At 66.8% G+C, this 25,087-nt stretch carries 29 protein-coding genes; 17 read left to right on the top strand and 12 right to left on the bottom strand.

From position 1 onward, the window contains the following. Positions 1 to 12: 12 nt before the first annotated feature. From ACZK45_RS00565 to ACZK45_RS00580, 4 genes are all read left to right on the top strand, one after another. Positions 13 to 1,443 carry an ammonium transporter gene (locus ACZK45_RS00565; RefSeq protein WP_478445284.1) on the top strand — a complete coding sequence of 477 codons (1,431 nt, stop codon included), beginning with the start codon at positions 13 to 15 and terminating at the stop codon, positions 1,441 to 1,443. Between the two features lie 247 nt (positions 1,444 to 1,690). Beyond that, on the top strand, positions 1,691 to 2,437 hold the full coding sequence (locus ACZK45_RS00570) for an N-acetylmuramoyl-L-alanine amidase (RefSeq protein ID WP_180837765.1): 747 nt from the start codon (positions 1,691 to 1,693) through the stop codon (positions 2,435 to 2,437). Between the two features lie 67 nt (positions 2,438 to 2,504). Beyond that, positions 2,505 to 3,671: a murein transglycosylase A gene (gene mltA, locus ACZK45_RS00575; protein WP_478445285.1), complete on the top strand. Its 1,167-nt coding sequence runs from the start codon at positions 2,505 to 2,507 to the stop codon at positions 3,669 to 3,671. A gap of 108 nt (positions 3,672 to 3,779) precedes the next feature. Continuing rightward, complete coding sequence (locus ACZK45_RS00580) at positions 3,780 to 4,073, top strand: hypothetical protein (RefSeq protein WP_014035514.1); 294 nt, start codon at positions 3,780 to 3,782, stop codon at positions 4,071 to 4,073. 62 nt (positions 4,074 to 4,135) lie between these two features. Here the strand turns inward: ACZK45_RS00580 and ACZK45_RS00585 are convergent, their stop codons facing one another. Together ACZK45_RS00585 and ACZK45_RS00590 are read right to left on the bottom strand one after the other, a co-directional pair. Continuing rightward, positions 4,136 to 4,432, bottom strand: a complete 297-nt coding sequence (locus ACZK45_RS00585) for a HigA family addiction module antitoxin (protein ID WP_088023180.1) — start codon at positions 4,430 to 4,432, stop codon at positions 4,136 to 4,138. Positions 4,433 to 4,445: 13 nt separating this feature from the next. Beyond that, positions 4,446 to 4,727: a type II toxin-antitoxin system RelE/ParE family toxin gene (locus tag ACZK45_RS00590; RefSeq protein WP_478445286.1), complete on the bottom strand. Its 282-nt coding sequence runs from the start codon at positions 4,725 to 4,727 to the stop codon at positions 4,446 to 4,448. A gap of 139 nt (positions 4,728 to 4,866) precedes the next feature. On the opposite strand from ACZK45_RS00590, the gene ACZK45_RS00595 reads away from it, so the two are divergent. The 4 genes from ACZK45_RS00595 to ACZK45_RS00610 all read left to right on the top strand — a co-directional run bounded on the left by ACZK45_RS00595 (position 4,867) and on the right by ACZK45_RS00610 (position 8,690). Continuing rightward, positions 4,867 to 5,928: a two-component system sensor histidine kinase NtrB gene (locus ACZK45_RS00595; RefSeq protein WP_478445287.1), complete on the top strand. Its 1,062-nt coding sequence runs from the start codon at positions 4,867 to 4,869 to the stop codon at positions 5,926 to 5,928. Next, positions 5,921 to 7,369: a nitrogen regulation protein NR(I) gene (ntrC, locus tag ACZK45_RS00600; protein ID WP_478445288.1), complete on the top strand. Its 1,449-nt coding sequence runs from the start codon at positions 5,921 to 5,923 to the stop codon at positions 7,367 to 7,369. The genes ACZK45_RS00595 and ntrC overlap by 8 nt, the downstream gene beginning before the upstream one ends. Positions 7,370 to 7,462: 93 nt before the next feature. After that, complete coding sequence (locus ACZK45_RS00605; RefSeq protein ID WP_004134573.1) at positions 7,463 to 8,032, top strand: superoxide dismutase family protein; 570 nt, start codon at positions 7,463 to 7,465, stop codon at positions 8,030 to 8,032. 31 nt (positions 8,033 to 8,063) lie between these two features. Continuing rightward, positions 8,064 to 8,690 carry a superoxide dismutase family protein gene (locus ACZK45_RS00610; protein WP_478445289.1) on the top strand — a complete coding sequence of 209 codons (627 nt, stop codon included), beginning with the start codon at positions 8,064 to 8,066 and terminating at the stop codon, positions 8,688 to 8,690. A gap of 122 nt (positions 8,691 to 8,812) precedes the next feature. Here the strand turns inward: ACZK45_RS00610 and ACZK45_RS00615 are convergent, their stop codons facing one another. Further along, on the bottom strand, positions 8,813 to 9,700 hold the full coding sequence (locus tag ACZK45_RS00615) for a hypothetical protein (protein ID WP_049423143.1): 888 nt from the start codon (positions 9,698 to 9,700) through the stop codon (positions 8,813 to 8,815). A 93-nt stretch (positions 9,701 to 9,793) separates the two neighbouring features. On the opposite strand from ACZK45_RS00615, the gene ACZK45_RS00620 reads away from it, so the two are divergent. Beyond that, positions 9,794 to 11,089, top strand: a complete 1,296-nt coding sequence (locus ACZK45_RS00620; protein WP_099551602.1) for an acetyl-CoA C-acetyltransferase — start codon at positions 9,794 to 9,796, stop codon at positions 11,087 to 11,089. Between the two features lie 219 nt (positions 11,090 to 11,308). Here ACZK45_RS00620 and ACZK45_RS00625 read toward each other — a convergent pair whose 3' ends face one another. The 3 genes from ACZK45_RS00625 to ACZK45_RS00635 form a co-directional block, all read right to left on the bottom strand. Next, a complete protein-coding gene (locus ACZK45_RS00625) occupies positions 11,309 to 12,604 on the bottom strand; it encodes a heme biosynthesis HemY N-terminal domain-containing protein (protein ID WP_478445290.1) in 1,296 nt (431 codons plus the stop codon). Between the two features lie 6 nt (positions 12,605 to 12,610). After that, positions 12,611 to 13,588 (bottom strand): uroporphyrinogen-III C-methyltransferase, encoded by a 978-nt coding sequence (locus ACZK45_RS00630; RefSeq protein WP_132808745.1) that lies wholly within the window; start codon positions 13,586 to 13,588, stop codon positions 12,611 to 12,613. A gap of 104 nt (positions 13,589 to 13,692) precedes the next feature. Next, positions 13,693 to 14,502, bottom strand: a complete 810-nt coding sequence (locus ACZK45_RS00635) for a uroporphyrinogen-III synthase (RefSeq protein WP_049462221.1) — start codon at positions 14,500 to 14,502, stop codon at positions 13,693 to 13,695. Positions 14,503 to 14,537: 35 nt separating this feature from the next. Here ACZK45_RS00635 and ACZK45_RS00640 point away from each other — a divergent pair, with 35 nt between their 5' ends. The 5 genes from ACZK45_RS00640 (at position 14,538) to ACZK45_RS00660 (ending at position 17,623) form a co-directional block, all read left to right on the top strand. Then, positions 14,538 to 15,005: a YiiD C-terminal domain-containing protein gene (locus ACZK45_RS00640; protein WP_005407593.1), complete on the top strand. Its 468-nt coding sequence runs from the start codon at positions 14,538 to 14,540 to the stop codon at positions 15,003 to 15,005. A 32-nt stretch (positions 15,006 to 15,037) separates the two neighbouring features. Then, positions 15,038 to 15,463 (top strand): hypothetical protein, encoded by a 426-nt coding sequence (locus tag ACZK45_RS00645; protein ID WP_049423133.1) that lies wholly within the window; start codon positions 15,038 to 15,040, stop codon positions 15,461 to 15,463. A 57-nt stretch (positions 15,464 to 15,520) separates the two neighbouring features. After that, the gene (locus ACZK45_RS00650; protein WP_004134671.1) at positions 15,521 to 15,958 is read left to right on the top strand and encodes a rhodanese-like domain-containing protein; all 438 of its coding nucleotides are present in this window, start codon (positions 15,521 to 15,523) and stop codon (positions 15,956 to 15,958) included. A 100-nt stretch (positions 15,959 to 16,058) separates the two neighbouring features. Continuing rightward, complete coding sequence (gene secB / locus ACZK45_RS00655; RefSeq protein WP_005407596.1) at positions 16,059 to 16,577, top strand: protein-export chaperone SecB; 519 nt, start codon at positions 16,059 to 16,061, stop codon at positions 16,575 to 16,577. Positions 16,578 to 16,597: 20 nt separating this feature from the next. After that, positions 16,598 to 17,623: an NAD(P)H-dependent glycerol-3-phosphate dehydrogenase gene (locus ACZK45_RS00660; protein WP_004153554.1), complete on the top strand. Its 1,026-nt coding sequence runs from the start codon at positions 16,598 to 16,600 to the stop codon at positions 17,621 to 17,623. A gap of 144 nt (positions 17,624 to 17,767) precedes the next feature. Here the strand turns inward: ACZK45_RS00660 and ACZK45_RS00665 are convergent, their stop codons facing one another. Next, the gene (locus tag ACZK45_RS00665; protein WP_125893065.1) at positions 17,768 to 18,244 is read right to left on the bottom strand and encodes a YybH family protein; all 477 of its coding nucleotides are present in this window, start codon (positions 18,242 to 18,244) and stop codon (positions 17,768 to 17,770) included. 115 nt (positions 18,245 to 18,359) lie between these two features. Here ACZK45_RS00665 and ACZK45_RS00670 point away from each other — a divergent pair, with 115 nt between their 5' ends. Further along, positions 18,360 to 19,025 (top strand): Ivy family c-type lysozyme inhibitor, encoded by a 666-nt coding sequence (locus ACZK45_RS00670; protein WP_253145862.1) that lies wholly within the window; start codon positions 18,360 to 18,362, stop codon positions 19,023 to 19,025. A 36-nt stretch (positions 19,026 to 19,061) separates the two neighbouring features. Here ACZK45_RS00670 and ACZK45_RS00675 read toward each other — a convergent pair whose 3' ends face one another. The 5 genes from ACZK45_RS00675 to ACZK45_RS00695 all read right to left on the bottom strand — a co-directional run bounded on the left by ACZK45_RS00675 (position 19,062) and on the right by ACZK45_RS00695 (position 23,380). Then, positions 19,062 to 20,444 carry a HipA domain-containing protein gene (locus ACZK45_RS00675; protein ID WP_100435579.1) on the bottom strand — a complete coding sequence of 461 codons (1,383 nt, stop codon included), beginning with the start codon at positions 20,442 to 20,444 and terminating at the stop codon, positions 19,062 to 19,064. Then, positions 20,441 to 20,662 carry a helix-turn-helix domain-containing protein gene (locus ACZK45_RS00680; RefSeq protein WP_200881082.1) on the bottom strand — a complete coding sequence of 74 codons (222 nt, stop codon included), beginning with the start codon at positions 20,660 to 20,662 and terminating at the stop codon, positions 20,441 to 20,443. The genes ACZK45_RS00675 and ACZK45_RS00680 overlap by 4 nt, the downstream gene beginning before the upstream one ends. Before the next feature lie 439 nt (positions 20,663 to 21,101). After that, a complete protein-coding gene (locus ACZK45_RS00685) occupies positions 21,102 to 21,788 on the bottom strand; it encodes a hypothetical protein (protein ID WP_478445291.1) in 687 nt (228 codons plus the stop codon). Between the two features lie 156 nt (positions 21,789 to 21,944). Next, on the bottom strand, positions 21,945 to 22,217 hold the full coding sequence (locus ACZK45_RS00690) for a hypothetical protein (protein WP_012509703.1): 273 nt from the start codon (positions 22,215 to 22,217) through the stop codon (positions 21,945 to 21,947). Positions 22,218 to 22,429: 212 nt separating this feature from the next. After that, complete coding sequence (locus ACZK45_RS00695; RefSeq protein WP_369352970.1) at positions 22,430 to 23,380, bottom strand: DUF2268 domain-containing putative Zn-dependent protease; 951 nt, start codon at positions 23,378 to 23,380, stop codon at positions 22,430 to 22,432. A gap of 206 nt (positions 23,381 to 23,586) precedes the next feature. On the opposite strand from ACZK45_RS00695, the gene ACZK45_RS00700 reads away from it, so the two are divergent. Further along, positions 23,587 to 24,162: an OmpO family porin gene (locus tag ACZK45_RS00700; RefSeq protein ID WP_004134798.1), complete on the top strand. Its 576-nt coding sequence runs from the start codon at positions 23,587 to 23,589 to the stop codon at positions 24,160 to 24,162. A gap of 123 nt (positions 24,163 to 24,285) precedes the next feature. After that, the gene (locus ACZK45_RS00705) at positions 24,286 to 25,053 is read left to right on the top strand and encodes a helix-turn-helix transcriptional regulator (RefSeq protein WP_125893073.1); all 768 of its coding nucleotides are present in this window, start codon (positions 24,286 to 24,288) and stop codon (positions 25,051 to 25,053) included. Positions 25,054 to 25,087 lie beyond the last annotated feature (34 nt).

The raw sequence follows: 25,087 nt of genomic DNA on the forward strand, positions 1-25,087 counted from the left end.
GGAGACTCCCCCATGAAGATGCGCCTTCTCACCGGGTGGCAAGCCCGGTTCCACTTCGTGTGCCTGTTGATGCTGCTCAGCGCGCTGGCCGCCGGTGCGTGGCCGGGCAGTGCCCACGCTCAGGCCCAGATCTCGCCGCTGCCGAGCGAAAGCGTGGCGGTCGAACCGCTGCAGGATCCGGTCGCTGCGGTCGCCGCACCGGCCGCGGCTGAAGCCGCCGCGACCTACGACCATGGCGACGTGGCCTGGATGCTGACGTCCACCCTCCTGGTGTTGCTGATGGTGGTGCCGGGCCTGGCGTTGTTCTATGGCGGCCTGGTGCGTTCGAAGAACGTGCTGTCGGTGCTCAGCCAGATCCTGGTGGTGTTCTCGCTGGTGCTGCTGCTGTGGGTGGCCTATGGCTACAGCGCGGTGTTCAGCGCCGGCAACCCGTTCTTCGGCTCGTTCACCGAATTCGCCTTCCTCAAGGGCTTCACTCCGGAGTCGGTCGGCAACACCCCGATCAAGGGCCTGCCGGATTACCTGTTCGTCGCCTTCCAGTCGACGTTTGCTGGCATCACCACCGCGCTGATCGTCGGCGCGTTCGCCGAGCGCATCAAGTTCCGTGCGGTGCTGCTGTTCTCGGCGCTGTGGTTCACCCTCAGCTACATCCCGATGGCGCACATCGTCTGGGGTGGCGGCTACCTGGGTGAGATGGGCGCGATCGATTTCGCCGGTGGCACCGTGGTCCACATCAACGCAGGTGTGGCCGGTCTGGTCGCCGCGTGGTTCGTCGGCAAGCGCCTGGGCTATGGCCAGACCGCGCTGAAGCCGCACAACGTGCCGTTTACCTATATCGGCGCGATGCTGCTGTGGGTCGGCTGGTTCGGCTTCAACGCGGGTTCCGCCGCTGCCGCCGATACCGTCGCCTCGCTGGCCTTCCTCAATACCGTGCTGGCCACGGCCGCTGCCGTACTCGGTTGGACGCTGGTGGAAGCGATCAGCAAGGGCAAGCCGTCGGCACTGGGCGCGGCCTCGGGCGCAGTCGCCGGCCTGGTCGGCATCACGCCGGCCTGCGGCACCGTCGGCCCGCTCGGCGCGATCATCATCGGCTTCGTCGCCGGCGTGGTCTGCGTGTGGGGTGTGACCGGTTTGAAGCGCCTGCTGAAGGTGGACGACACCGCCGACGTGTTCGGTGTGCATGGTGTCGGCGGCATCGTCGGCGCGATTCTCACCGGTGTGTTCAGTGCGCAGTCGCTGGGCGGCACCAAGGCCGATCTGGATATCGCCCATCAGGTCTGGGTGCAGGTGGTCAGCGTCGGCCTGACCGTGGTCTGGTCGGCGGTAGTGACCACGCTGATCCTGCTGGTGGTGCGCAGCGTGGTCGGCCTGCGCGTGACCGAGGAAGCCGAGCGCACCGGCCTGGATGTGACCTCGCACGGCGAGTCCGCGTACGAGGCCTGAAGTAGCGGCCGAGCTGCTGCATTGATGTTGTGGGTGCCGACCGTTGGTCGGCACTTCTACTGTTCTGGTGGGTGCCAAGCTTGCTTGGCACTGGGTCTGGTCTGCTCTGGTGGGTGCCGACCGTTGGTCGGCACAGCGGCTAGCCCATCCACGCATGGCGTGGATCTACTGCATCCTCTCTGGTGGGTGCCAAGCTTGCTCGGCACGGCGGCATGCATCATCGCGCCTGATCGCGCACAATCGGGCCATGCACCCGATCCGCACCGCCCTGATGCTCTCGGCCTGCCTGCTGCTGGCCGCCTGTGCCTCCGCGCCGCAGGAAACCCGCAACCCGCTCGCCACCTGGGTGTCGTCACCCAACCAGAATGCGCGCACGCCGGTCATCATCGTCATCCACCACACCGAACAGAAATCGGTGCAGCAGAGCCTGCGCACGCTGCGCACCGCCAACAGCGGTGGACCAGTCAGCGCGCACTACCTGATCGGTGCCGATGGCCATCGCTATCAGCTGGTTGCCGATGAGCGCCGTGCTTGGCACGCCGGCGCCGGGCGTTGGGGCACCATCACCGACCTCAACTCGGCATCGATCGGCATCGAGCTCGACAACGATGGCCGCAGCCCGTTCAGTGCGGCGCAGATCGAATCGCTGATCGTGCTGCTGCGCGATCTCACCACCCGCCTGAACATTCCGCCGCGGCAGGTGATCGGCCATGCCGACCTGGCGCCGACACGCAAGCAGGACCCGAGCCGCTTCTTCCCGTGGCAGCAGCTGGCCGAGGCTGGATTCGGCGTATGGCCACGCGCCGCCGACGGGGCTGCGCCGGAAGGCTTCGACGCGTGGAATGCGCTGGCCCGCTTCGGCTATCCGCTCGACAACCGGGACGCCGCCGTCGCTGCCTTCCACCGCCGTTTCCGTGGCCGCGACGACCTGCCGAAGACACTGGATGCTGAAGACGCCCGCATTCTGCATTCCCTGCTGCTGCAGACGCCGTGAGCCGGCGCATGAACGCTTGGCCCAGCGCTGGGTTGCCGCCCAGCGGCCGGCACTCCACCATGGCGGCATGATCGATTCCGCCATCTTCTTCAAGCGCAAGCACTGCATCCTGCTGGCAGCGGCTGTGCTCGCCGGCTGCTCCACCACCGCTCCCCGCACCGGAACCGAAGTGCCGACGCCGGTCACGCCGCCCGCTGCCACCTATGCCAAGGCCGCATGGAGTGCACTGCCACCGGTCTCCGACAGCGACCTGCAGGCCGGTTTCGTCGCCTGGCGCAGCAGCTGCACCCGCCTGAAGAACGATGCGGTCTGGGCCAAACCCTGCGCCACCGCCGCGACGGTTTCGGACAAGGACCCGGCGGCGATCCGCCAGTTCCTGCAGCGCGATTTGGATGTCTATGCATTGCGTGCCGGCGGCCACCAGGCCCACGGGCTGATTACCGGCTACTACGAGCCGATCTACCCCGGCAGCCTCACCCGCACGGCTGCTGCCACCGTACCGGTTTACGGCACGCCGAATGATCTGATCGTGGTGCAGCTGGACAGCGTCTACCCGGAATTGAAGGGCAAGCGCCTGCGCGGGCGCGTCGAGGGCAAGGTGCTCAAGCCCTATGACGACGCCGGCACCATCGCGGCCAAGGGCGCCAAGGCCCCGGTACTGGCCTGGCTGACCGACCCGATGGACCTGCAGCTGCTGCAGATCCAGGGGTCGGGCCGGGTGCGCCTGGCCGATGGCACGCAGGTGCGGCTGGCCTATGCGGAACAGAACGGCCACCCGTACCGTGCCATCGGCCGCTGGCTGGTGGACCAGGGCCAGCTGAAGAAGGAAGACGTCACCATGGATGCGATCCGCGCCTGGGCCCGGGCCAATCCCGCGCGCGTGCCGGAACTGCTGCGCAGCAACCCCAGCTACGTGTTCTTCGTGCGCAACCCGGACAGCCCGGAAGGCCCGCGTGGTTCACTGAACGTGCCGCTCACCGCCGGCTACAGCGTCGCAGTGGATCGCACCGTGGTGCCGCTGGGTAGCCTGCTGTGGCTGTCCACCACGCGCCCGGACGGCACCCCGGTGGTGCGCCCGGTGGCCGCGCAGGACACCGGCGGCGCCATTGCCGGCGAAGTGCGCGCGGACCTGTACTGGGGCAGTGGCGATGCCGCCGGCAAGCTGGCCGGCGACATGAAGCAGAAGGGCAACATCTGGATGCTGTGGCCGAAGGGCGTGGCGCTGCCGAACTGAACCGGCAGGGGTCGGATCCCTTTCCGCAGGAAAGGGTTCTGACCCCGGATGCCTGATAATGGCGCCATTCCGAACTCTCCGGCCGCGCCTGCGGCCAGGACCCCTGCAATGAAGAACATCAAGAACAACAACGCAAAGAAGTACTACAAGCACTGGGCCGAATCGGGCCTGGGCAAGGGCAACGTGCTGATGGAAGCCCGTGGCGAGAAGATCGTGCGCCAGGTGGAGATCTACGGCACCAAGATGGTCTGGGCCGACGAGCACGCCCACAGCGATGACCGCTTCCTGCTGGCCGACCAGCCGGTGTCGTTCCTGGATTTCGACGAAGACGACGAAATCTCCGCGCGCGAATTCGAAAGTGCCTGGAAGAAGGCCCGGGAAGCCACCGGCTACCCGGTGTAACGCTGCCCGCCCGGGCTCGGGTCCCTTTCCGCAGGGAAAGGGCTCTGACCCCGGGCCAAGGCTCAGGCAGCCGCGTTGTAGGGTTCGATCCGGGCAAGCACGTCGGCCAGCTTTTCCTTGGTCATCGCGGCATCGAAGTCGGCCTGCAGGCCGATCCAGAACTTGTCGGAAACGCCGAAGTAGCGGGACAGGCGCAGCCCGGTGTCCGCAGTGACTGCGCGATCACCGGAGACAATCTCGCCGATACGGCGTTGTGAGACGCCAATTGCCTTGGCCAGCCGGTATTGGGTGATGCCCAGAGGCTCCAGGAATTCATGCAACAGGATCTCGCCGGGAGCGGGGTAGGGGGCGGTTCGCACTCGCACGACTCCTTCAGTGGTAATCGACAATTTCGACCTTGGCAGGACCTTCCCGAGACCAGACAAAGCACAGCCGGAACCGGTCATTGATGCGGATGCTGTACTGGCCGCGCCGGTCCCCATGCAGCGATTCCAGTCTGTTCGCTGGCGGCAGACGCAGATCCCGCAGATCAGCTGCCACATTGAGCATGGCCAGCTTTCGCAGCGCGGCAGCTTCAATGTGGCGCCATCTCTGCACGCGATGACCATCAAACAGTGCCTGCGTACGTTTGCAGGCAAATGATTGGATCGGCATATTGATAACGTGTGACGATAGTATCGTAAGGCGTTATTATTCCTTCGGCAAGCATGGCGCGTAATTCCCGGGCGCGACGACTGGCGACGCATTCGATGCGATCTGATGCTGGACCCGCGTTTTGCACTACATTGGTGCAATGTCCGACCCCGCACCCCCGCCGTCCCTCGATGCCCTTGGCACGCCGTTGGCCTGGGCCGGGGCCGATGGCTGCATTGCCGGCTGCAACCCGGCCTTCGCCCGCTGGCTGGGCGTCAGCGTCCGGCGCCTGCTGGGGCGGCCGCTGGCCGCACTGGAAGTGCAGGGCGAGGCACTGGCCCATTTCCTGGCCCGCGATGAGCGCGACAGCCTGCGCCTGAACCGGTTGGCGCTGGCGGTGCCCGGCGAGGCGCCGCGCTTCGCCGAGGGCTGGATGAGCCGCCGCGACGATGGCGGCTGGCTGCTGGAGGCGCATCCGGTCGATGAGTTCCCAGGACTCGATCCCACCCAGGCGCTGCCCAGCGCGCTCAGTGCGGCGCTGAAGGGCCTGGCCCACGAGCTGCGCAACCCGCTGGCCGGACTGAAGGGCGCGGCCCAGCTGCTTGCCCGGCGTGCGGCGCAGCGCGACGCCAGCGAACGTGAGCTGATCGAACTGATCGGCTCGGAGATCGAGCGCCTCAACGGCCTGCTCGACCAGCTGCTGTCGCCGGCCCCGGCCGCGCCGCATGCCGAACTGAACATCCATGCCGCGCTGGAACGCGTGCTGCGCCTGGCCGAGAGCGAAGCCGGCTGGGCGGTGCGCCTGCAGCGTGACTACGACCCCAGCATCCCCGAATTCCATGGTGACGCCGACCGCCTCACCCAGGCGGTCTGGAACCTGGTGCGCAACGCGATCCAGGCCGGCGCCGGCAACATCACCCTGCGTACCCGCGTGGAGCATGGCGTGCGCATCGCCGAGCAGCTGCACACGCTGGCGTTGCGCCTGGAAATCGCCGACGACGGCCGTGGCGTGCCGGAGGAACTGGCTGAACACCTGTTCCTGCCCTTGGTCAGTGGCCGTGCCGAAGGCACTGGCCTGGGCCTGGCGCTGGCGCAGCAGGTCGCGCGCGAACACCGCGGTACGCTGACCTACCGCTCGCGCCCGGGCCATACCGTGTTCACCCTGCTGCTGCCGATCATCAGCGGCGCCGCCCCGGCCGAGGAGGCCCCGCGCGATGTCTGAGTCTTTTTCGTCCCCGCAGCGCATCTGGGTGGTCGATGACGATCGGGCCGTGCGTTTCGTGCTGTGCACCGCGCTGCGCGAGGCGGGCTACCAGGTCGTCGATTTCGACAGCGCCGCCCCCGCCCTGCAGGCCCTGAGCGAGGGCCCGCCGCCGGCGCTGCTGTTCACCGATGTGCGCATGCCCGGCGACGATGGCCTGGTGCTGCTGGACAAGCTCAAGGCCGCGCTGCCGCAGCTGCCGGTGGTGGTGATGTCGGCCTACACCGACGTGGCCAGCACGGCCGGTGCGTTCCGCGGTGGCGCGCATGAATTCCTGTCCAAGCCGTTCGATCTGGACGACGCCGTGGCGCTGGCGCAGCGTGTGCTGCCGGCCGTTGCACCGGCACTGGCGGCGCCCACACCTGCGGCGGAAGCGCATGGCGACCAGCCACCGCAACTGGTGGGCGATACCCCGCCGATGCGCGCGCTGTTCCGTGCCATCGGCCGCCTGGCGCAGGCGCCGCTGGCGGTGCTGATCACCGGCGAAACCGGCACCGGCAAGGAGCTGGTGGCCAATGCGCTGCATCGCGAATCGCCGCGCGCGCAGGGGCCGTTCGTCGCGCTCAATACTGCTGCAATCCCGTCCGAGCTGCTGGAAAGCGAGTTGTTCGGCCACGAAGCCGGCGCCTTCACCGGTGCCCAGCGCCGCCATATCGGCCGTTTCGAGCAGGCCAACGGCGGCACGCTGTTCCTCGATGAAATAGGCGATATGCCGTTGCCGCTGCAGACCCGCCTGCTGCGCGTGCTGGCACAGGGCGAGTTCTTCCGCGTCGGTGGTCGCGAGTTGATCCGCGTCGACGTGCGGGTGATTGCCGCCACCCACCAGGATCTGGAAGGCCTGGTCGCGCAGGGGAAGTTCCGTGCCGATCTGCTGCATCGCCTGGACGTGGTGCGCCTGCAGCTGCCACCGCTGCGCGAGCGTCGCGAGGACATCGCACAACTGGCAAGTACGTTCCTGGGCGCCGCCGCACGCAAGCTGGATACGCCGCCGAAGCGCCTGACCGCTGCCGCACTGCAGGCGCTGCGCGAACACGATTGGCCGGGCAACGTGCGCGAGCTGGAAAACGTGTGCTGGCGGATGGCGGCGCTGGCCGCCGCTGACACCATTGGCGTGGCCGACGTCGATACCGCGCTCAACCGTACGCGCGGTCGTCGCAGCAGCACCACCAGCGCCGATCCGGGGCAGTGGGAGGCGCTGCTGGCCGAATGGGCACGCCGGCAGCTGGCCGAAGGCACCGAAGGCCTGCACGCGCAGGTGCGTGAGCGGGTCGACCATGCCCTGCTGGAGGCCGCGCTGCAGATCACCCATGGCCGCCGTGCTGAAGCCGCGGCCCGCCTGGGCCTTGGCCGCAATACCCTTACCCGCAAGCTGGGCGCTGGCCGCCGTCGCGGGGGCCATTGAACGGTCCCTGCACGCGATCCTCGCGCCCGCTTGCCGAACCGTTGATCGTTCATGGACGATGCCGTCCGTAGTGTCACCTGCAAGGAGTCTTCGATGCGTCTGTCCTTTGCCATCCTGCCGTTGTCCGCCGCCGCGCTGCTGTCTGCCTGTGGCAGTGCGCCGAAGAAGGCCGAGCCCACCCCGCCACCGCCGACCGTGGTCAGCGCCGCCAAGCAGGCCGAGGCCAATCTGTCGCCGGCCTCGGCCAGCATCGTCAGTGGCCGCATCGCGCTGATGGTGGAGCCCGGTGGCATCCACATCACCGGGCTGATCGGTGGCCTGCAGCCGATGCAGCAGGCCGGTTTCCACATCCACGAGCGCGGTGACTGCAGCGCGGTGGATGCCAGCAGTGCCGGCAATCACTTCAATCCCGGTGGCGCTGCGCATGGCCGCGCCGGCACCGGCAAGCACCACCTGGGCGACATGGACAATCTGCGTGCCGACGCCCAGGGCCGCGCCAACGTCGATATCCACCTCAAGGGCGTTACCCTTGGCGGAGGCGCCGCCACCGATATCGCCGGACGTGCACTGGTCGTGCATGCCAACGCCGACGACTATCGCAGCCAGCCCGCCGGCAATGCCGGCGTCCGCATCGCCTGTGGCGTGATCCGGGTTGTCCGCTGATCACTGCAGGCATCATCCAGGGAGAGATTCCATGCGTTTGATCCACACTTCGCTGTTCGCAGCCATTGCTGCACTGGGCCTGGCGGCCTGCAATCAGCAGCCGGCCGCGCCGCAGGCTGAAACCGCGCCGGCCGCTCCGGCCGAGGGCGCAACCACTGAACCGGCCGCAGCACCGGCACCCGCTGCCGCCCCGGCGGCCGACGCCTCGGCCACCGCCGAGCTGGCACCGACCCAGGGCAACGAGGCCAAGGGCAGCGTCACCTTCAAGGTGGTTGACGGCAAGGTCCACGTGACCGGCCAGATCAGCGGCCTGAAGCCGGGCAGCGAGCACGGCTTCCACATCCACGAGAAGGGCGACTGCAGCGCGCCGGACGGCATGAGCGCCGGTGGCCACTTCAACCCGGGCAAGCAGGATCACGGCAGCGTGTCCGCCGATCCGCACCACGGTGGCGACATGCCCAACATCAAGGCCGACGACAAGGGCGTGGCCACCATCGACGGCCCGGTGTCGAGCAACGTCAACATCGGCAAGGGCGATGACTTCGACATCATCGGCCGCGGCCTGATCGTCCACGCCGATGCGGATGACTACAAGACCCAGCCGACCGGCAACGCCGGTGCGCGCTTGGCGTGTGCGGTGATCCAGAAGGCGCAGTAAGTCATCAGAAAACGCCGGCGCAAGCCGGCGTTTTTCTTTATCGGTAGTGCCGGCCGCTGGCCGGCAATCGCAGATCCGGAGGTTGCCGGCCAGCGGCCGGCACTACCAACAGGCCACCCGGGTCAGCGCGCCAGCAGTTCGCGCGCGTCCTGACCGGCCTCGCAGTGCACGAACAGCACCGGCACGCCGTGCGCTTCCAGCACCGCGGCCATCTGCCGCTGGCGCATCAGGAACTGCTCGTAGATGCCCTTCAGGCGGTCGCAGTCGTTCTTGCCGTGGTTGTAGTGCGCGCACCAGCCGGCCGGATCGAACAGCGCCATGCGTGCCTCGCCGTGCGTGTAGCGCAGCAGCGGCTCGGGCGCGGCGTTGAGCCATTCGTCCTCGCCCGGGGCCATGATCGCGGTCTCGATCAGCGGCCACAGCGCGGCCAGGCCCTGATTGTCGTACTGCATCGACATCATCGCGGCCAGATCATTCACGGTGAAATAGCGCGCATGCTCGATGCGGGCACCGAAGGTGTTCTGCGCCATCAACGCGGTATCGGCATGCGCCATGCCGTTGGCCAGCAGCGTGTCTTCCAGCGCCTCGGCCACTGCATTGGTCGTCGCCACGTCGCTGCCGGTCAGCAGGAACGGCACCACGCGCAGGCCACCGCCCACCAGGCTGGCATCGGCCTGGAACGGCAGCGGCACATCACCGTTGGCATCGGTACCGAAGGCCAGCAGGCGCGGGCCCTGGTTGCGGCCCGGCGCACGCATCTGCAGTTCTTCCAGGCGGCGATGGATCGGCCAGCCCGGGCGCAGTACTTCGGCCGGGTCGAAATGGGCGGCGGCGAACACCAGGTCCAGCTCGGCCACCTGCGGCACCAGCTTGGACAGGTCGCGGCCGACGCGATCGGCCAGTTCACCGGCCTGTTCGGCGCTGAGCACCGCCTGGCGGGGGATTTCGCCGCCGGCCAGTTCCAGGGCCAGCACGCCAAGGGCATTCATCGCGGGGTCGGGTTTGCTCATGGTTCCACGGTTGGCCCATCACAGGGCGGCAGCTACACTTGGCTCCATTATGCCTGCTCCGTCGTGCAGGCCATGTTGCAGACACCCTCATCCATGCCAGGTATCTCCATGCCCAACGCTCGTCCCGTCGCCATCCTCGGTGGCGTCCGCATTCCGTTCTGCCGCCAGAACACCGCGTATTCGGATGTCGGCAACCTCGGCATGTCGGTCCGCACGCTGGGCGCGCTGGTTGAACGTTTCGGCCTGCATGGCCAGCAGCTGGGTGAAGTGGCGATGGGTGCGGTGATCAAGCACTCCAGCGACTGGAACCTGGGCCGCGAAGCCACGCTGTCCTCCGGCCTGTCGCCGTTGACCCCGGGCATCACCCTGCAGCGCGCCTGCGGCACTTCGCTGGACAGCATCATCACGGTTGCCAACAAGATCGCGCTGGGCCAGATCGAATCGGGTATCGGTGGCGGTTCGGATACCACCTCCGACGTGCCGATCGTCTACGGCAAGAAGCTGCGCGCGCGCCTGCTGGCCGCCAACCGTGCCAAGAGCACCGGCGACAAGATCCGCGCGCTGACCGCTGGCTTCAAGTTCTCCGAGCTCAAGCCCGAGTTCCCGGGCGTGGCCGAGCCGCGCACCGGCAAGAGCATGGGCGACCACTGCGAGGACATGGCCAAGGAATGGAACATCTCGCGTGACTCGCAGGACGAGTGGGCGGTGTCGTCGCACAAGAAGCTGGCTGCTGCCTATGAGCGCGGTTTCTTCAACGACCTGATCGCACCGTTCCGTGGTGTCGAGCGTGACAACATCCTGCGCCCGGATACTTCGCTGGAGAAGCTGGCCACGCTGAAGCCGGCGTTCGACAAGGTTTCCGGCCGCGGCACGCTCACCGCCGCCAACTCCACGCCGCTGACCGACGGCGCCGCCGCCGTGCTGCTGGCCAGCGAAGAGTGGGCGCGTGCCCACGGCCATGAGCCGCAGGCCTATCTGCGTGACGCGCACGTCTCGGCGGTGGACTTCGTGCATGGCGAAGGCCTGCTGATGGCGCCGACCGTGGCCGTGCCGGAGATGCTCAAGCGCAACGGCCTGACCCTGCAGGACTTCGACATCTACGAGATCCACGAAGCTTTCGCCGCGCAGGTGCTGTGCACCCTGCGTGCGTGGGAGAGCGAGGATTACTGCCGCAATCGCCTGGGCCTGGATGCACCGCTGGGCCGCATCGACCCGGACAAGATCAACCTGCTGGGTTCCTCGCTGGCCACCGGCCACCCGTTCGCCGCCACCGGCGCACGCGTCATCGCCACCGCAGCCAAGCAGCTGGCCGAACGCGGCGGTGGCCGCGCGCTGGTGTCGATCTGCACCGCCGGCGGCATGGGCGTAGTGGCGATCGTCGAGCGCTGATCGCTGCGACCGCGCGCCAACCAAGGTTGGCGACTACCGGGAATGCGCGTTGGATCTGCTTTGGTAGATGCCGACCTTGGTCGGCCATGCGATGTCATCGTTCGGAAGATGTCAGAGCGCCAACCAAGGTTGGCGACTACCGGGTTCCACAGATGAAAACGCCGCCCAATGGGCGGCGTTTTTCTGCTCCGGTGGGTGCCGACCGTTGGTCGGCACGCTTCACGGCAACCGTGGATTGCCGAATTCGTCGCGCTCTTCGTTGGCGTCATACACCGGCGGCTGCACCGTACCCGGCTGCTCCTCCACCGTGGCACGCAGCGGCGCTTCGGTGCCGCGCACCAGTTCCACGCTGTCCTCGCCACGCTGCAGTCGCAGCGCATTGGCCAGGCACTGCGCGGCCAGCGCGTGCTCGCCACGCTGTGCGAACAGCTCACCCAGTGCCTCCCACGCCGGGGCACCGGCGCCCGCGGCGATGGCCTCGTGCAGGAACGCATCGGCGGCATCCCACTGCTGCTGGGCCAGGGCCACGCGGCCCTGTGCCAGGCGCAGCGCAGCCGAGCTGTCGTGCACGTTGCGCCAGCGCGCGAGGTTGGCCTGACGCGTGGCCAGGCGCTCGGCCGGCAGGCGGCCATACAGCGCCACCAGTTCGTCATCCCAGCGCTGGTCCAGTGCCTGTTCCAACGCCAGCAGCGCCGGTTCGTCCCATTTCAATGCAACCGCACGGCTGGCATACGCACCCACCACGTCCGGGGTTGGCCGCAGCGCCTTCGGCGTGGCTTCCCACTGCGCGGCCAGCGCATTGACGTCGGCTGCTTCCAGCAGCGCCTGTGCGGCCAGGCGTGCTTCCAGTTCGCTGTTGGCGTCGGCCGGCAGCACCTTGCTCTGGCGCAGTGCACCCAGCTGGCCATACGCCTCGTGGGCGCGGCCGGCCTGTGCCAGCGCTTCGGTACGCAGCCACAGGCCGCGCGGCGGCAGCGGCTGGATCGTCGCCACATCCAACGCGTTGATCGCATCCACCGGCAGATCGCGCGCCAGCAGCTGTTCTGCACGCAGAAGCGCCTGCAGGGTGGCATCGCTCTCGCCCAGGCGCTGCAGCAGGGCTTCACCGGCGGGGCCGTCGGCACGTGCCTGCGCACTGCGCACGGCATTGGCCAGCGCCACCGCGCTCACTTCCGGATCCTTGGCGGCACCATCCAGCAGCTTTTCGGCACGCTGCCACTGGCCGTGCTCATAGGCCTGCAGGCCGTCGATCAGGCGCACCCGGCCCTGCTTGCGGCGGTAGCGGCCCCAGGCGCGGAACGGTGCTGCGATCAGGCTCCACAGCAGCCACAGCACCAGCACGGCGATCACCGACAGCAGTGCCACCTTGGGCAGGTTGCTGTGGTAGTCGTAGCCGCCGTAGCGCAGGGTCACTTCGCCGAAGCGGTTGAGGTCATCGGCGCCGAGCCATTGCGCGGCCACCACGCCGATGGCCACGGCCAGCAACAGCACGACCAGGGATTGCAGGGGTTTCATGGGGGATTACCTCCGGTCGGTCTGGGTGCGCAGTTGCTGCAGGGTGCTGCCAAGAACGCTGTTGCTGGCCTGCAGCGGAAGCTCGCGCAAGGCCTTCAGTTCAGCACGTTGCGCGCGCAGGGCCGGTGAATCCGGCCAACGCCGCTGTGCCCAGTGTTCCACGCGCGCCAACGCGGTATCGCGACCGGTGCGGTCGCCACGTTCGATTGCGGCACGCGCCAGGGTCAGTTCCAGCTGCAGCGCATCGTCGGCATTGCGGCGTTCGGCGGCGGTCAGCGGGCCATTCTGGCGGCTCGGGGTGATATCCACGAACGGAGCCAGCGTGGCCTGCCACCAGGGCTTGCCGGCTCCGGGCGCGGTGCCACCCGTCACCTGCGAGGGCAGGCCCTGCAGGGCCTTGGCCAGGGCATCCAGGCGTTGCAGCGATTGCACGCGCGGGCCGGTGCCCAGCGCATCCAGTGCATCCCGTTCCTGTACCAGGGCCTGGCGCAGGTTCAGGCCGTCGCTGTCGGGCAGATCGGCCAGCGCGGTGGCGGCCTGTGCATACAGGCGGCGTGCGCCTTCCACGTCGTCGGCGTAGTTCAGGCGCTGCGCCGCCTGGGTCAGCAGCAGTTCGGCCTCATCGCGCTGTACCGCCTGACGGCCCTGGTTGGCGCTGTCGGCCAGCTTGGCCAGGTTCTCTTCCAGCAGCGCACTGCGCTGGGAAAGGCCCAGCATCTCGTCGCGCAGCACGCGGTTGGTGGTCGCCGCATCCTGCAGGCGCTGGCTGGTTGCGCGCTGGTCGCGGCGCAATGCATCCAGCGTCGCCTGCAGGCCCTGCAGTTGTACGGCCGTGGTCTGCGCCTGCGCTTCCTGTTCGTTTTGTTGCTGCTGCCAGACGTACCAGCCGGCATAGCCGCCCACGCCAAGCACGACCACCCCGGCCAGCGGCAGCAGCCAGCGCACGGGTCGACGGGGCGGGGAAACGGGCGGAGTCTCGTTCATGGGGCTTCCTTGTCGGCACCGTCGCCGGTCAGGTTCCGGCAGGCCGCGTTGTGCACAGCATCACTGTTGCCGACCACAGCGGCAAGCGTGACCCACGTCCCTGTTCAGTTCGCTGCCGGGACGGTGAGCGTGGCGTGTGCAGCCGCCACCAGCTGCGCGGTGGTGGGCCCGGCCGCGCGCACCACGCGCTGCAGCCCCAATGCGTGCGCCTGTTCGCCCAGCCGTTCGCTGGCCACGACGGCGGTGGCATGTGCCTGACAGCGTTGCTGCAATGCCGGCGGAAGCTGCTGCCAGAAATGCAGCAACGCCTCACCACTGCTGACCGCCAGCACCCACGGATACGCTGAATGCGCCAATCGAGCCAGCGTGCGTGGCGACAGGCGCAGCAGGCGACGCTGATAGACATCGGCGCGCTCGATGCTGCCGCCGGCCGCCTGCAGTTGCGCGGCAATCAGGCCGCGCCCGCCGGGGGCGGTCACCAGCCCGATACGCAGGCCGCGTACGTCCGCCAGTACCGGCAGCGCCAGCAGGCCCTCGCTGTCCATCCGCTGCGGCGCATGCACCTCGGCGACACCCTGCGCCCGCAGCGCGCGCGCAGTGCCTTCGCCCACGGTCAGCCACGGGCTGCGTTGTGCCTCGGCCAGTGGCAACAGGGTGGCGGCTGCGGTAACAGCGGCCGGGCTGGTGAACACCACCCGATCGCAGTTCAGCGCGCGTTGCAGCTGGTGCACCACTGGCGTGCCGTTCAGGCGCTGCAGGCGCCAGGGTGGCAGGGCCAGCACATGCCCGCCCAGCCCAGCAACGGCGCGGCGCAGCGCGGAATTCTGGCCCTGCGGTCGCAGCGAAATGAAGGTCCAGCCCGGTTCGGAACCGGCGGCGCCAGTGGGTATCGTATGGTCGGCCATTGCCTGCATTATGCGGGCCCTTCGTTGTTGTGGTCCCTGCTCCGATGTCCGTTGATGCTCTGACTTCCTCGCTGGCCGCCCTGCAGGACGTGCTTGACTGCATGCCGGCGGTCCGCGCCATGCAGATCCAGCTCGACGGCTATGCCGATGGCGTGCTGCGCATCACCGCGCCGCTGGCCGCCAACGTCAACGACAAGGGCAACGCCTTCGGTGGCAGCCTGGCCTCGGTGCTGACCCTGTCCGGCTGGGCACTGGTCAGCCTGCGCCTGCGCCTGGCCGGCCACGATGCCGAGGTCTACGTGGCCGACAGCAACCTGCGCTACCTGGCACCGGTCTACGAAGACCTGCACGCCCATGCCGAAGCGGCCGAGGCCACTGGCTGGGATGCCTTCCTGAACACCTTCCGCCAGCGCCGCAAGGCCCGCATCAGCATCATCGCCACCCAGCCCGGTGCCGATGGCAAGCCCGCCGCCGAGTTCAGCGGTCGCTTCGTTGCCTTCGCCAAAGGGTAGGATGGCAGGCTGACGTTCTGGGGAAACCACCGATGCGCCGCCTCATCCAGTTCCTGATGTGTTCCCTGCTGCTGGCCAGCGCCGTGGCTTCGGCCGACGACCTGAGCCGCAAGCAGCGCAAGCTGCTGGAAGAGACCCAGATCGCCTACGGCGCCACCATCCGCTGGGGCAGCATGGACGATGCCATCGGCTATCTGGACCCCAAGCTGCGCAAGGAAAAGCCGCCCACCGAGTTCGAGCTCAACCGCTACGCGCAGCTGCGCGTGTCGTCCTACCGCGAGCGCAGCAGCGCCGCGCTGGACGGGGGCCTGGTCGAGCGCCGGGTCGAAATCGGGGTGATCAACCAGAACACCCAGGCCGAACGCACCGTGGTGGTGGTTGAGCGCTGGCGCTGGGATGCCGAGGCCAAGCGCTGGTGGCAGACCGCCGGCCTGCCGGACCTGTGGAAGGGGCAGTGACGGGCCGCGTCCGGCTTGTGCGACAATCGGCGCCCGCTTAATCGACCCGTGACCTGAGTGAATTACGAAGAGTTGCTGGCCTTTGCAGGCCGAAACCCGATGCTGTCCGCGGCCCTGGTCGGCCTGACCGTGGCCATCATCGTCACCGAGATCCGCCGCCTGTTCCGGGGCTTCAAGGGCATCAAGCCCGCCGAACTGACCCAGCTGATCAACGCGGGTGGCACGGTGGTGGTCGACCTGTCGGCCAGCGGTGACTTCGAGAAGGGCCACATTGCCGGCAGCCGCAATGCCCAGGCCAGTGCCTTCGGCCCGGACAACAAGCTGGTGGCCAACGCCAAGCAGTCGCCGGTGGTGCTGGTGTGCCGCAGCGGCAACGCCTCGGAAACCGCCGCCAAGGCGCTGAAGAAGGCCGGCTTCGAAAAGGTCTACGTGCTCGACGGCGGCATTCCCGCCTGGCAGCAGGCCGAGCTGCCGCTGGTCAAGGGCCGCAACTGATTGCCGCAGGTGGCGGATCCGGCCTTGTATGGGCCTGATCCCGCCCCCATCGCAGTAGTTCGACCATCGTTTTCATTGCATTCACCTGGAGTTACTGGAAATGTCCGAAGAGATCACCAACGGCGCCGCTGCGCCGGTCGATGCCGCTACCGGCCCTGCTTTCACCGTCGAGAAGATCTACGTCAAGGACGTCTCCTTCGAGTCGCCGAACGCTCCGACCATCTTCAATGACCAGGTGCAGCCGGAACTGCAGCTCAACCTGAACCAGCAGGTGCAGCGCCTGGGCGAGAACGCCTTCGAAGTCGTGCTGGCCGTGACCCTGACCTGCCAGGCCGGTGAGCGCACCGCCTACGTGGCCGAAGTGAAGCAGGCCGGCGTGTTCGGCCTGGTCGGCCTGGACCCGCAGTCGATCGACGTGCTGCTCGGCACCCAGTGCCCGAACATCCTGTTCCCGTACGTGCGTCAGCTGATCAGCGACCTGATCCAGGCCGGCGGCTTCCCGCCGTTCTTCCTGCAGCCGATCAACTTCGAAGGCCTGTACGCAGAAACCCTGCGCCAGCGCCAGGAGCAGGGCGACGCACCGTCGCTGGCTGACTCCGAGCCGGCTGGCAACGCCTGATTCCTGCCGCGACGTCACGGATGAGCACTACCGCTGACAAGATCGCCGTGCTTGGCGCCGGTTCCTGGGGAACCGCGCTGGCCAGCCTGCTCGCACGGCACGGTCACCCGACCGTGCTGTGGGGGCGCGACGCTGCCGTGGTCGAGGCCATCGACCAGCGCCACGAGAACCCGCGCTACCTGCCGGGCATCCCGCTGCCGGACAGCCTGCGTGCCACCACCGACCTGGCGTCGGCAGTGGAGGGCGCCGCCTGGATCCTGGTGGTCACCCCGTCGCATGCCTTCGGTGAAACCGTGCGTGCGCTGGCGCCGCTGCGTCCGGCCGGTGCCGGCGTGGCCTGGGCCACCAAGGGCTTCGAACCTGGTTCGGGCCGCTTCCTGCATGAAGTGGCGCGCGAAGTGCTGGGTGAGGACGTGCCGCTGGCCGTCGTCACCGGTCCGTCGTTCGCCAAGGAAGTGACCCAGGGCCTGCCGACCGCGATCACCGTGCACGGCGACGTGCCCGAGTTCGCGCAGGCGGTGGCCGAGGCGATGCATGGCCCGGCGTTCCGCGCCTACACCGGCGACGACATGGTCGGTGCCGAGCTGGGCGGCGCGATGAAGAACGTGCTGGCCGTGGCTACCGGTGTGGCCGACGGCATGCAGCTGGGCCTCAACGCCCGTGCCGGCCTGATCACCCGTGGCCTCAACGAGATGCTGCGCCTGGCCGCGGCGATCGGCGCCAAGCCGGAAACGCTGATGGGCCTGGCGGGCCTGGGCGATCTGGTGCTGACCTGCACCGGCGACCTGTCGCGCAACCGCCGCCTGGGCCTGGCCCTGGGCCGCGGCCAGACGCTGCAGGATGCCGTGCGCGAAATCGGCCAGGTGGTCGAGTCGGTGCAGACCGCCGACGAGGTGATGCGACAGGCACGCCGTCATGGCATCGACCTGCCGATCTCGGACCGCGTGCGTGCCGTGCTGCACGGCGAGCAGACGCCTGAGGAAGGCCTGCGCGCGCTGCTGGCACGGGAACAGAAACCGGAGTATCCGGACACGCTGTTCAAGTGAATCGAAAAACCCCGGCTACGTGCCGGGGTTTTTTATGTGTGTGGCCCATCCACGCATGGCGTGGATCTACTCCGGAATCCGCTTCTGGTAGCAGCCAACCTTGATTGGCGCCCGGTAGCGCCGGGCCATGCCCGGCGGAATCCATCACCGCGCCCGTGGCGGCGCGCTGGTGTTGTCCATGTCCGAGAAGATCAACCACGGCCCGTCGCCCACGCGCTTCAGCGTCAGCGTGAACTTGCCGGTGTCCCCCACGTTGTTGCCGTAGGTGTAGGCACCGATGATGTAGCCCGTGCTGCCCTCCACCGAGTACGCCAGCGCGCGCAGCCGCAACGGGCTGCCGCCCTGGCCGGCATACGCGGCTTCGATCGCGCTGCGCCCACGCACCGGTAGCTGGTTGCTCTGCAGCACAAAACCATCCTCGGCGAACAGCGCAGCCAGTGCCCTGGCATCGCCCGTGCGCCAGGCCTGCTCGTAGTCGCGCAGTACGCGGTCCAGCGTCGCGGGCAGGGCCGCATCAGGAAGAGGCTGTGCGGGCTTCGCACCTTCAGCATCGTGGGCGATGGCCGGCGATGCCAGCAGCAGGGCACTGCAGAAAATCACGGCGAGTCGTGTGCGGTGCATGCGTCCGGCTCCAGGCGATGACGGGAACGTGCGAACGCATCCTAGCGCGCTGCTGGTTAGAATCACGCAGGCGCCCGCGCGGCGGCATGCACCGCAGATCAGACAAGGACAAGGAATGAAGATTCGAATCACAGGGATGGCACTGACGGTCGCACTGCTGGCCGCCTGCGGACAGGCACCAGCGCCGGATGCAGCACCGACCGCACCGGCACCAACCACCGAAGCACCTGCGGCCACGGCAACGGTGGTCGAGCAGGCGCCGTCCATCGAAGACGGCGTAGACCCCTCGGTGTGGGACAACGAAGGCGAACCGGAAGACCCGAGCGCCGGCGGAGAACTCACCTGTGCGGACAACCCGCTGGCGACGCATTTCTTCACCCTGGTGGGCGGCAACACCGTGGACGACTGTGGCCGCAAGGATCCGAAGGTGCTGGCCGCGTTCAACGCCCTGATGAAGAACACAGCCGCGGCCGAATCTGCTGACAAGGAGATTCCGTCGCTGCGCGAACGCCTGTTGAGCGGGCCCAGCGGGCCCGGCGAGCTGGTGGTGCTGCAGGGCGAGCCATGGTGGTTCTACACCGCCTGCCAGGCCCACGACTGCCCCGGCACCGCATTGGCGATGCTGTACTCGCCCGATCAGTCGAAGATGGTCGGCCGCCTTACCGCGCGCTGCAGAATCTGGTGGCTGGGTGAACCCAGCGACGAGCAGCGCGCGCTGATCGAGCGCGAGCAGCCGGTGGACAAAGCGATGCTGAAGGAAGAAGGCGAGTCCTGCGAGTAATCGGTGGTGACGCCGGATGATGTTCCGGCGGCCGCATCATGCGGGTGAAAGCTGCCTCACCATGTCGGCGATGATCACGTGGACCAGTGTTCTCAGGAAATGCACTTCGCCTTCCAAGGTTGGGCCGATGTCGAAACGGGTCGACCATTGCTGGTTTTCCTGCAGCACCAGCGCGTAAAGCGCCTGGGCTTCGCTCGTGATGCGGTCGATCTGATGGCGCAGCTGCCGGGTGGCAGCCGGCCTTCCCAGGCCCAGCGCTTCACCGGCAGAAACCAGATGCTCGAAACGAAGGTCGTGGAAGCGCGCGACACCGAGAATGGGCCACGACAGTTCCGAGCGTTCTGGCCAACGTGCGCCCTCGTCGGCATACGCGCGGGTCTCGTAACATGCGGTGGACAGCAGGTCGTAGTGGGGGGCCAGTTCGATGCCCCTGCTGTCGACCAGGAAGCTCAGGTTCTTCAGGTGCGCATCGTTGTTGCCGGTGAGTACATTGAAGATCAACCAGTCGAACAGGCGGACGCGCGTCTTGAGCTTGCTTCTGCATTGCTCGACGATGACCTTCAGGGTGTCGATGCTGCCGAGCGTGTACTTGAACTGCCGGTCGAGGTTGAGCAGCTGGCAGGCGTCGATGGCATGACGGCGATGGATGGCATCGGCGGTGATTTCGCGATCAAAGCGCTCGATGATGAAGACCGGCTCCGGTACGTAGCGGCGCTCGATCTTCGGCACCTGCAGCCCCATGCGCTGTGCAAGGCGCATCACGAACCACTCGTTGGCCACGCTGTGGGGATAACTGCTGCTGGTGCTGTCAGGCTTGAGGATGTGGGTCGAGGGCTCGGCGCCCAGAGGTTGGTAGAGTTCTCCCCCTGTCTCGATGATTGCCAGCTTGTGCTGGGCACCTGCCAGTGACATGCGCTTGGCGGCACCCGCCGCAAGCGACGTGCGTGGCAGGCCTTGGATACGCGTGGAGAGTTCCGCATCGGGCAGTGGTTTTCTGCCGCCGGGTGGCAGGCGCTGGCCTGGAGGCAGCAGCGTCAACGAGCCTGCCGATTCCGCGCCATAGGCGGCCAGCAATGCGAACGCGTCCGCGCCATCCACCCTGGCATCGGTTGCCATCAGCGTGCGTTGCTGCTCTTCCGGCAGCAGATTGTCGAAGTACCACTGCACGGGGCGTTGGCTGGAGCCATCGAGGATGGCGGTGTCTTGCAGTGGCAACGCAGGCGCCAGTGGAAACCGATGTGCGCTGCCGAGCCACTCCGGCGCATAGGTGAAGCGCCACAGGTTTGCTGCTTCGGTCAGGCGGCCCACCGGCGCTTCGTCGATGCTGACCTGCAGTTCGCGTGGTGGAAGCGGATAGTGCAGTCCAGACAGGACGGTCGTTGTAATGACGTCCTTGAGATCAATACGGGGGGCGCTCATGGCACCTTCCCGTTGGCACGTTTGGCCAGCAGGGCCATCGCTTCGTCCGGCACGTCGATTTCGACATGCAGCCCCAGCTCGTCAAGCACGGTGAACAACTTGCCCCATTGCACCGTGGTACCGCCGCGTTCGACCTTGGCCAGGAAATTCTCGCTGACCCCGATGCCTTCGGCGGTTGCATCCTGGCGCAGTCCCTGATGCTTGCGGGCGGCTCTCACCAGTGGTCCCAAGGCCTCAGCCTTCTCAAGCCTGATCTTCAATGGGAACTCCCCCAGCAGAGCCTGACGCTCTGGATTCGACCCATCGTCTATACCATAGAATCCTCACTGCAGTGAGGATTCTTCGCGCAAAACCCAGGATTCCTTGGAATCCTTTCGATCTTGAGGATTTTTTCGCAAAAGAGCTGGATGCAAGAAAATCCTCATTGAAATAAGGATTTATCTGCAAAGGCGTCCAGCCTGCAAAAAATCCTCATGAACTCAAGGATTCTTTGACGCCGTGAGAGAGCGATGCCTCATCCGGTCCATATGGGCAGCGCCACGAGGGTGGGACGTCCGCGATGAGTGGGGTCCAGGTGGGGCCTGCCAGAAGCGCACCCGGGAACCTCTGCCTGCAGCGCAGGCTCGCATCGTCAACAGGCCGCAGGCAAAGCGTCTGTTACTTGCTCGCGCGCCGCGCGCCTTTCTCGTCTTCGTCCTTTGCTTCGCCCCGGCTCTGCGCGAACTCCGGGAACGTCTTCGCGATCGAATCCTTGTCCGGAAGGATGTAGAACACGCCGCCCTTCTCGAACGTGGATTGCACGATCTGCTCGTAGAACGCAGGCGTGACGTTGATGCAGCCGTGCGTAACGCGGTTGTCGTCCGGCGAAGGTGATGCCAGCCGTTCGGCGCGCTTCTCTTTCGGAGTGCCTGGCGGCAGCGGGTGCATCGAAACGGCGGAATCGTAGTCCACCCACAGCACGCGCCCGGCATCGTCGGAGGGGCCGTAGCCGCCAATGAAGCGGCCAGCAGGCGTGGTGCGGTCATGGCCTGGAATCGCACTCAGCGCGAGCTTGGCAACGCCGGGTGCGGAGTGATCGCCGATGGCCGAACCGAACAGCGCCGGTGCGGCACCGCGCAGCTTGCCGTCTCCGCCGAAGACCAGTACCTGCGCAGCCGCCTTGTCCATGATTGCGAACGGATAACCCTGGTTGTCCTTGCTGGCGACTACCCAGCCGGCCAGTTCGATCACCGTCTCGGACACGCTCTGGTCAGCGGGCAGTTCATCGACTGCGGCGACCAGGGGTGCAGGTGCGTCCTTGTCCCTGGCGTTGGCTACGCCGCTGCACGCAACGGCCAGTGCCATGGCCAGTGCGGCATGGAGGGCGCGGCGCGCAGGGGAGGAGGAGGTACGAATGGGACGGCTCCTTGCAGTGCAATCTTGGTGGAAGGATGCCAGTGGCCGGCGAAGGCCACTGGTTCCCGATACAGAGGTGGATCAGTTCAAACGGTGAGGGAGCGATCAGCCGCGCGGCTTGCGGCCCGCTGGTGCCCTTTCAAGCTGCTGCACGCGACCTTCGATCTGGTCCAGACGCTGGTTGGCCTGCTGCGCCGACTGGTTGGCGGACTCGGCACTCTGGGCGGCGCCCTGCACCTTTACATCGAGCTGGTCGAGACGCGAGTTGATCGTTGCAAACTCGTTCTTGTAAGAGGCGCAAGCGCCAAGGCTCACGGTGGCGATGAGCGCCACGCTGAGTGCACGGGCCATCTTCATGTGTTGCGAGGTCAGTTTCATTCCACTCCCTCCTTCGTCTGGGGAAGCTGGAATATAGCGGCGTTTGTTCCCGGCGCTACCAAGCGCTTTCAGCTGGAATTTGAGTACGTGGATGGGCTGTGAAGGCCTGTAAATCAACGAACCTTAACAAGCGGGATCAAGCGAGCTGATCTGCACCGGCGTATCGCCTTGTGCCTGTTCAATATCACCCATTCACCTGCATGAAGCCGGCATCACGGCATGTGCGTCTGTGTGCTTTCGCCTGCTCCGCACGCAGGCTGCCATCCACTTGCTTCCAGCAGCGCTGCAGCGTTTCCAGGCTGGACATCCAGCAGTTCGGCGATGGCGTTGGGCGTGTCGGGCGCGCGCGCAACATAGGCGTGGGCAATGCGGTAGCCGATCCAGTAGCCGAGATCTCCGCGGCGCGTATCGTCGCCGGGGCCGTTGTACAGCCACCTCGAAAGATCGGTACCCATGCTGTCCTGCAGGAACGCGCGCTCCAGCGCACACTCGCGACCCTGCGCCCAACGCTGCAGATGCGCGTTGGCCGGTTGCCCGGAGATCCGTTCGGCCACGTATTCGGCGCCGCCTTCCAGCAGCGTCTGATAGAGCAGGGTGGGCTGCTCGACATCAACGCGCGCGCCGGGCTGTTGCACGTGCACGTACTCATGGGCGATCAGGTGCACGAAGCGGTCGCTTGCATCGGCCTGCATCCAGTCCGCATTGCACAGCGCTTCCAGTCCAATGACCACGCCTGCTTCGGTGGTAACGCCACCACTGTTGCCGCGGCCCACCAGTACGGTGACCGGAGGAAAGCGCGCAGACGGCAACAAGGCGCCGAGCTGATCGACGGCAGCGGCGACGCGCGTGCGGATCGATGGCAATGCGGTCGCGCAGGTTCTCGCTTTCGCAAACAATGCCGGCTTGTCCTGGATGGCCCTGGCCAGCCGCTCCATCGAGCCGATACGGCTGTCGGTGAAGCTGCGCAGGGCATCCGTACCCGCATCCAGATAGCCGTGCTGCAGATCATCGGCGCTTGGGCGCCCATGGTTGGCGTCCAGCACCTTGAAGAAGCGCGTGACATCGTCTGTCTGTACGACGATGTGCCCGGCAGGACCGACACGCTCAGCCGCCTGTGCCTGCAGCAGCGCGATCGGCGAGGCGATCAGGATCAGTGCCCGCATCAAGCATCGAGCGTGATGCGCGTAAGAAGCCGACAGCAATGCCATGCGGAGTTCCCTGAACGCCAGCCTTATTTATACACCAGTCAGTTCAATATTCAGGGTTGATTAGACCCCCTAACGGATAATTCACACCTGTCGACCGCCTCCTCTCTCTCCCCCTCCCGGGAGGCGGTCGACGAAACCAAAATAATTAAAGGTGTGTCCCGATGAACAAGAATTCGCTGCTTGCCCTGGGTCTTCTGGCTGCTCTGCCGTTCGCTGCATCGGCAACCGATGGCCTGTCGTACAACTACGTTGAAGGCGGCTACGTGAACACCGATGCCAAGGGCGGCGACGCCGATGGCTGGAAGGTGAAGGGTTCCGTTGCGGTGCACCCGAACTTCCACGTCTTTGGCGACTACAGCGCCCAGGAAACCGACAAGTTCAAGAATGACGTCGACCAGTGGCGCCTGGGTGTCGGCTACAACTACGGCATCGCACCGAACACCGACCTGGTGGCCCGTGTTGCGTACCAGAAGTACGACGAGAAGCGCGGCCTGGACTTCAACGGCTACTCCACCGAAGTGGGCGTGCGCACCGCGTTCAACCCGTACGTGGAAGGCTACGTGATGGCCGGCTACGAAGATTTCAGCAAGAAGCACGGCTACAACCCGGACGGCGAGTTCTACGGCCGCGTCGGCGCCACCGCCAAGTTCAACCAGAACTGGGGCCTGAGTGGCGAAGTGAAGCTGGCCAAGGCCGGCGACCGCGAGTGGTTCGTGGGCCCGCGCTTCACCTGGTAACAAACGCCTGTCGTTAGTGCGTGTTGTGCTGGCGTGTGACTCTCTCTCTCTCCCACACGCCAACCGAAGCCCGGCCTCGCGCCGGGCTTCACTTTTATGGGCCCTGTGGCGCCACAATGCGGCATGGGCGACCCTTCCTCCCTCGCAGGTACTGGCATGGCCTACCAGGAGCATCTGGTGCCTGCGCCGCTGCGTGGCCACTTCGGCCAGCTGTGGCAGAGCCAGCTCCCTGCCGATGCCGATGGGCACATCACCGTATTGCCCGATGGCTGCGTGGATATCCTCTGGCGCGACGGCGCGCTGTTCGTGGTCGGCCCGGATCGGGTGGCTGCACATCCGGCACTGGCACCCGGTGCACAGGTACTGGGGGCACGCTTCCGACCTGGCCAGGCATTGGCCGCGCTGGGACTGCCACTGGCCGGCATCATTGGACAGGCGGTGCCGTTGGCCGATCTGAAGGGCGGATGGGCCACAGCAGCCGCTGCTTCCATTGGCGATACCGCGCCGGCTCAACGATTGCAGCGGATGGCGCAGTGCCTGCAACAGCACATGGGCGCGGCGGCCCTCGACGTGCAGGCGCAACGGGCTCATGTGTTGTTCCACGCGCTTGGCCGTGGCCAAGCTACGCTGGACGAGCTGGCGGCAGGCTTGAACCTGAGCCCGCGCAGCCTGCGCCGTTTCAGCCAGTCGCAGTTCGGCTACGGCGCCAAGACGCTGGAGCGCATCCTGCGCCTGCAGCGCTTTCTTCGCCATAGCCGCGCGCTGCCGCAGCACTCGTTGGCGATGCTGGCCGCTGATGCCGGCTATGCCGACCAGGCCCACCTCAGCCGTGAGGCGCGCGAGCTTGCCAGCATGACCGCACGGCAGCTGCGCCTGGAATGGGGCCGATGATGGCCGTTTTGTTCAAGACCGCCGTGCCGCGCTG

The organism is Stenotrophomonas sp. 63632_Sma (assembly GCF_056482875.1).

What these genes read in the sequence shown, in the direction of transcription:
- ACZK45_RS00565 (WP_478445284.1), top strand. Translation starts at nt 13, where the DNA reads ATGAAGATGCGCCTTCTCACCGGGTGGCAAGCCCGGTTCCACTTCGTG.
- ACZK45_RS00570 (WP_180837765.1), top strand. Translation starts at nt 1,691, where the DNA reads ATGCACCCGATCCGCACCGCCCTGATGCTCTCGGCCTGCCTGCTGCTG.
- mltA (WP_478445285.1), top strand. Translation starts at nt 2,505, where the DNA reads ATGATCGATTCCGCCATCTTCTTCAAGCGCAAGCACTGCATCCTGCTG.
- ACZK45_RS00580 (WP_014035514.1), top strand. Translation starts at nt 3,780, where the DNA reads ATGAAGAACATCAAGAACAACAACGCAAAGAAGTACTACAAGCACTGG.
- ACZK45_RS00590 (WP_478445286.1), bottom strand. Translation starts at nt 4,727, where the DNA reads ATGCCGATCCAATCATTTGCCTGCAAACGTACGCAGGCACTGTTTGAT.
- ACZK45_RS00595 (WP_478445287.1), top strand. Translation starts at nt 4,867, where the DNA reads ATGTCCGACCCCGCACCCCCGCCGTCCCTCGATGCCCTTGGCACGCCG.
- ntrC (WP_478445288.1), top strand. Translation starts at nt 5,921, where the DNA reads ATGTCTGAGTCTTTTTCGTCCCCGCAGCGCATCTGGGTGGTCGATGAC.
- ACZK45_RS00605 (WP_004134573.1), top strand. Translation starts at nt 7,463, where the DNA reads ATGCGTCTGTCCTTTGCCATCCTGCCGTTGTCCGCCGCCGCGCTGCTG.
- ACZK45_RS00610 (WP_478445289.1), top strand. Translation starts at nt 8,064, where the DNA reads ATGCGTTTGATCCACACTTCGCTGTTCGCAGCCATTGCTGCACTGGGC.
- ACZK45_RS00615 (WP_049423143.1), bottom strand. Translation starts at nt 9,700, where the DNA reads ATGAGCAAACCCGACCCCGCGATGAATGCCCTTGGCGTGCTGGCCCTG.
- ACZK45_RS00620 (WP_099551602.1), top strand. Translation starts at nt 9,794, where the DNA reads ATGCCAGGTATCTCCATGCCCAACGCTCGTCCCGTCGCCATCCTCGGT.
- ACZK45_RS00625 (WP_478445290.1), bottom strand. Translation starts at nt 12,604, where the DNA reads ATGAAACCCCTGCAATCCCTGGTCGTGCTGTTGCTGGCCGTGGCCATC.
- ACZK45_RS00630 (WP_132808745.1), bottom strand. Translation starts at nt 13,588, where the DNA reads ATGAACGAGACTCCGCCCGTTTCCCCGCCCCGTCGACCCGTGCGCTGG.
- ACZK45_RS00635 (WP_049462221.1), bottom strand. Translation starts at nt 14,502, where the DNA reads ATGCAGGCAATGGCCGACCATACGATACCCACTGGCGCCGCCGGTTCC.
- ACZK45_RS00640 (WP_005407593.1), top strand. Translation starts at nt 14,538, where the DNA reads ATGTCCGTTGATGCTCTGACTTCCTCGCTGGCCGCCCTGCAGGACGTG.
- ACZK45_RS00645 (WP_049423133.1), top strand. Translation starts at nt 15,038, where the DNA reads ATGCGCCGCCTCATCCAGTTCCTGATGTGTTCCCTGCTGCTGGCCAGC.
- secB (WP_005407596.1), top strand. Translation starts at nt 16,059, where the DNA reads ATGTCCGAAGAGATCACCAACGGCGCCGCTGCGCCGGTCGATGCCGCT.
- ACZK45_RS00660 (WP_004153554.1), top strand. Translation starts at nt 16,598, where the DNA reads ATGAGCACTACCGCTGACAAGATCGCCGTGCTTGGCGCCGGTTCCTGG.
- ACZK45_RS00665 (WP_125893065.1), bottom strand. Translation starts at nt 18,244, where the DNA reads ATGCACCGCACACGACTCGCCGTGATTTTCTGCAGTGCCCTGCTGCTG.
- ACZK45_RS00670 (WP_253145862.1), top strand. Translation starts at nt 18,360, where the DNA reads ATGAAGATTCGAATCACAGGGATGGCACTGACGGTCGCACTGCTGGCC.
- ACZK45_RS00675 (WP_100435579.1), bottom strand. Translation starts at nt 20,444, where the DNA reads ATGAGCGCCCCCCGTATTGATCTCAAGGACGTCATTACAACGACCGTC.
- ACZK45_RS00685 (WP_478445291.1), bottom strand. Translation starts at nt 21,788, where the DNA reads ATGGCACTGGCCGTTGCGTGCAGCGGCGTAGCCAACGCCAGGGACAAG.
- ACZK45_RS00690 (WP_012509703.1), bottom strand. Translation starts at nt 22,217, where the DNA reads ATGAAACTGACCTCGCAACACATGAAGATGGCCCGTGCACTCAGCGTG.
- ACZK45_RS00695 (WP_369352970.1), bottom strand. Translation starts at nt 23,380, where the DNA reads ATGCGGGCACTGATCCTGATCGCCTCGCCGATCGCGCTGCTGCAGGCA.
- ACZK45_RS00700 (WP_004134798.1), top strand. Translation starts at nt 23,587, where the DNA reads ATGAACAAGAATTCGCTGCTTGCCCTGGGTCTTCTGGCTGCTCTGCCG.
- ACZK45_RS00705 (WP_125893073.1), top strand. Translation starts at nt 24,286, where the DNA reads ATGGGCGACCCTTCCTCCCTCGCAGGTACTGGCATGGCCTACCAGGAG.